Below are 3,905 nucleotides of genomic sequence, written 5' to 3'. Positions count from 1 at the left end.
GGTGACCTTTGGGTGACCTTTGGGTGACCTTTGGGTGACCTTTGGGTGACCTTTGGGTGACCTTTGGGTGACCTCTGGGTGACCTCTGATCCTAATACGGATGGCTGGCCAAGTCTAACTGCGATATCTCCTGCTTTTTTGGTGCTAATAATGATGCTTGCCAATTGAAGAAATAATTCCATCCAATGCTCTCCTTTGTCTTAAGTATGCCAAAAAAGACAAAAAAAGCCCGTCATTGACAGGCTCCTCCGTTTTTCAAGGTATTATGTTTAATCATAATTAAAACTTATTTGAGTGGTTCCTGCATGTTTATTTAACGGGATATAAAAAGCGCATTGGAGATCCAAGGCGCTTTCATTGAATTTAGGGTAACTATGATTTTCGCCACCAATAATATTTCGGTAGTACATCAATGGAACTCCGCAATAACAGGGTAATGATCAGATGCGATATCAGTGAGGTCATTTTTAATCACTTTATAGGAGATAGCCCGTTCCTGTAGTGCTTTGGTTGTTAGTATGTAGTCGGATCGAAAAGGAACAAACTCACTGTCTTTATATGTGGCTGTGGGGACTGTGGAGTCCGCATTTTGTCCAAAATGATGGCCAAGATCCATATAACCAGCCTGATTTAACGTTTCTAATGTTCTCTTATCGACGGCTTTTCCGTCGGAAGTTACATATCGGGTCCGAAAATGGGAAGGCAGTTCATTCAGCCCTTGTGGATCGGGATCATAAGGGGAAACGGAATTAAAATCGCCAGCAAGAAGAACATAATTTTGCACTTCCGCATAATTAACCAGATAATAAGCCTCTGTAAGCCGAACATGCGTGCCAAATGGGCATAAATGAGCACTAATAAAGGTAACTGGTTTTTCAAAATTTGGGACATCAAGTTTGAGAATCGTTAGAGCATGATGAAAGTGAACCGAATCCGTTTCAAAGGATAATGGCTTCACAGATGAGTTAATGAAAATGCCTGTATTTTGCCCCGTATGAGGAGCATTCGCAATAAAGCCCCTCATTTCAAATGCCTGTTCCATCTGAAAAAGCAGTTGACTTCCATTGGCAGTAGCATTTTTGGCTTCTTGAATTAACAAGATATCCGGTTTAGTTGCACGGATCAGTTCGATTTGTGCTTCGAACCGTCTTCTGTCTGCCCCATCAAATCCACCGAATAACGTGTTATAGGTTAATACTTTCATAACGCAACTCCCTCCATATCTCCGATTAATCCGTCATGCGTATCTCTTTTCTTCAAATGAATTGTACAATTATAGACTGGGCATGCCCACTCGCTATTAATCCACTGGATACAAGTCAGTGATGCATTATCTAAATGAGTATCAACGAAATGATAGGGCATTAAATACTTTAGTGTTAAGCCGACAGTAATCCCGTGGCTTACAATAAGGATATTCTGGATTTCAAAGCAACTGGCTACCTCATTCATGAATTCTTTTACTCGATCTTGTACAGCTTTATTAGTCTCAATCCCATGATCAATTTTCCGCCACTCTTTTCCCCATTGTCTAATTCGTTCTTCTTCAGTGGTCCCTTCAATTCTGCCGCTTTTTCGTTCCCTTAGACGGGGATCTTCAACATGAACAATATCGAGGGTTTGGGCGATAATGGAGGCAGTTTCCTTGGCCCGGAGAAGGTCACTAGAAAAAATAGCATCCCAAGATTCAGACGCTAGTCGAGTGGCCAATGCTTTCGCTTGTTCTTTCCCCTCTTGATTTAATGGAATATCAGTCTGCCCCTGCATCTTTCCAAGTTCATTCCACCCGGTCACCCCATGGCGAATAAAGCCGAGCTTCATCATTTTATCACCCCAATCACTTTGTTTCGCAATAATGTAACGACCGTTTCAAATAAATAATACTTCAATAACATTTATTATGCAACTAATTTTGGAATTCCCAGTTGCAAATATTGTGTCTATGGTATATTTTTATTGTAACGACTGTTTCAAATGGAGGTAAGACATGAGCGCAAATGAATGGTTGCTTCTCAGTTATCGTGTTCCAGCAGAACCATCCAGCAAACGTGTTTCGATCTGGAGAAAAATCCGTGGTATTGGGGCGATATACATCCAAAATGGGGTTTGCATTCTTCCCAAAAATGAGGAGCATCAAAGACAAGTCAAGATGATAAAAAATGAAATTGTTACAAACGGCGGTGATGCCCTTTTATTTGAAACTTCAGGCTTGGACCAAAAGGAAGAGGAACAAATAATCCAGCGCTTCAACGACGAGAAAAACGAGGAATATAAAGAGTTTTTAGGAAAATGTAAAGACTATCTAGACGAGCTAAAAGAAGAAACAGAGCAACAACACTTCACCTATGCTGAACTTCAAGAAAATGACGAGGAATTGAAAAAGTTAAAGCAATGGCTCGACAAAATTAAAAAATTGGATTTTTATAAAGCCTCTCTCCAATCCGAAGCAGAGGAAGAGCTTCTACATTGTGAGCAAATGTTGGATCACTTTGCACATGAAGTTTTCAATACGGAATCGAATAAAACGTATGAGTAATGGAATCCCTTTAAAAAAAATATCGTTTTCCGGTACCCTTTTATTATTGGCGTGGCCAGCTATTGTCGAGAACTTTCTCCAGAGTATGGTTGGTTTTGTCGACAGCTTATTTATTTCCAAGCTTGGTCTTACCGAAGTGGCAACCGTAGGTGTAACGAATGCGATATTGCAAATTTATTTTGCCATCTTCATGTCTGTTTCCACCGCTGCCGCTGTTTTTATTTCAAGGTCCATCGGAGAGCAGGATACAGAAAAAACAAAGGTGATCATAAGTCATGCGCTTATGTTAACCATAGGTATAGGATTCCTCTTCGGGTTTGTCTCTCTTTTCTTTGCACCCGATCTTTTATCATTAATGGGAGCGAACGCTGAGGTTGTCGAGAGGGGGAGCACCTATTTTCGCGTTATTGCGACGCCTTCTATTTTCATGTCGCTCGTATTTACTATTGGCTCAATTCTACGGGGAACCGGGGATACCAAAACCCCATTACGCGCAGGACTTTGGATGAATTTTATTCATATCATCTTGGATTACATCCTCATTTTCGGTTTGTTTTTCGAAGGATTCGGCCTAACCGGGGCAGCGATCGCAACAGTTTTAGCACGGATCATTGGGGTAGCCTTATTATTTCGAGGGATGAAGCGAAAGAATCTGCTTCCCCCGCTAAGCCCTCGGTTCTGGTCCATTCGCCCCGATTTACTCTATCGCATGTCCCGTCTTGGTACCCCTGCTATGTTGGAACGTTTGTTCATGCGAACAGGTCAAATTTTATACTTTGGAATGATTATTCGGATGGGTACGGACATCTATGCAGCCCATACCCTAACCGGGAACTTCACCTTATTTTCAACCATTGTAGGAACGGGGCTAGGCGTGGCAACAACGACGCTGATTGGGCAGAGTATCGGGTCCGGAAAGTTTGAAGATGTGAAACGCTATGGAAAAATTGCTACGGGCGTTACTTCGACTGTCATGACAGTCGTTTTGCTAATCGTTTGGTTATATTCGTTCGGCGCGGCGACTTGGTTTACAACTAGTTCAGAGGTTATTCACTTAATTACTACAGTGTTATTAATCGACCTTTTTGCTCAGCCTGCAACGGGCCTGGTTACTTCATTAACAGCCATTCTGCAAGCAGGCGGGGATACCAAGTTCCCGATGTATGTCACTTGGTTTGGAATTTGGGCCATACGAACCCTTGGCGTATACCTACTTGGCGTGTACCTTGGATGGGGACTTATTGGAGCATGGTGCGCGATTGCATTTGATAATTATATCCGGGCAGGAATCTTATATTGGCGGTACCGGTCCTTTAAATGGCTCAAAGTTATATAGTCGTAAAGTAAGTTCCAGGGGGATCAAAAAAAA

At 42.0% G+C, this 3,905-nt stretch carries 5 protein-coding genes; 2 read left to right on the top strand and 3 right to left on the bottom strand.

Annotated elements, in window-relative coordinates:
- The 3 genes from PCH02S_RS36285 to PCH02S_RS35315 all read right to left on the bottom strand — a co-directional run.
- Nucleotides 1–182 (bottom strand): hypothetical protein (locus PCH02S_RS36285; RefSeq protein ID WP_218033201.1); only part of this gene is annotated, 182 nt, incomplete at its 3' end.
- Nucleotides 183–409: 227 nt separating this feature from the next.
- Nucleotides 410–1,204, bottom strand: coding sequence for an endonuclease/exonuclease/phosphatase family protein (locus PCH02S_RS35320; RefSeq protein WP_127458776.1), 795 nt, complete (start codon nucleotides 1,202–1,204; stop codon nucleotides 410–412).
- Nucleotides 1,201–1,824, bottom strand: coding sequence for a histidine phosphatase family protein (locus tag PCH02S_RS35315; protein WP_127458775.1), 624 nt, complete (start codon nucleotides 1,822–1,824; stop codon nucleotides 1,201–1,203). Before PCH02S_RS35315 ends, PCH02S_RS35320 begins: the two co-directional genes overlap by 4 nt.
- A gap of 163 nt (nucleotides 1,825–1,987) precedes the next feature.
- On the opposite strand from PCH02S_RS35315, the gene PCH02S_RS35310 reads away from it, so the two are divergent.
- Complete coding sequence (locus PCH02S_RS35310) at nucleotides 1,988–2,536, top strand: Chromate resistance protein ChrB (RefSeq protein ID WP_127458774.1); 549 nt, start codon at nucleotides 1,988–1,990, stop codon at nucleotides 2,534–2,536.
- On the top strand, nucleotides 2,529–3,872 hold the full coding sequence (locus PCH02S_RS35305; protein WP_127458773.1) for an MATE family efflux transporter: 1,344 nt from the start codon (nucleotides 2,529–2,531) through the stop codon (nucleotides 3,870–3,872). Before PCH02S_RS35310 ends, PCH02S_RS35305 begins: the two co-directional genes overlap by 8 nt.
- Nucleotides 3,873–3,905 lie beyond the last annotated feature (33 nt).

It is taken from the genome of Paenibacillus chondroitinus NBRC 15376 (genome assembly GCF_004000765.1).
In the GTDB taxonomy this organism is placed as follows: Bacteria; Bacillota; Bacilli; order Paenibacillales; family NBRC-103111; genus Paenibacillus_E; species Paenibacillus_E chondroitinus.
Note: the sequence above shows the minus strand (reverse complement) of the source record. Positions and strands in the feature narration are given on the sequence as shown.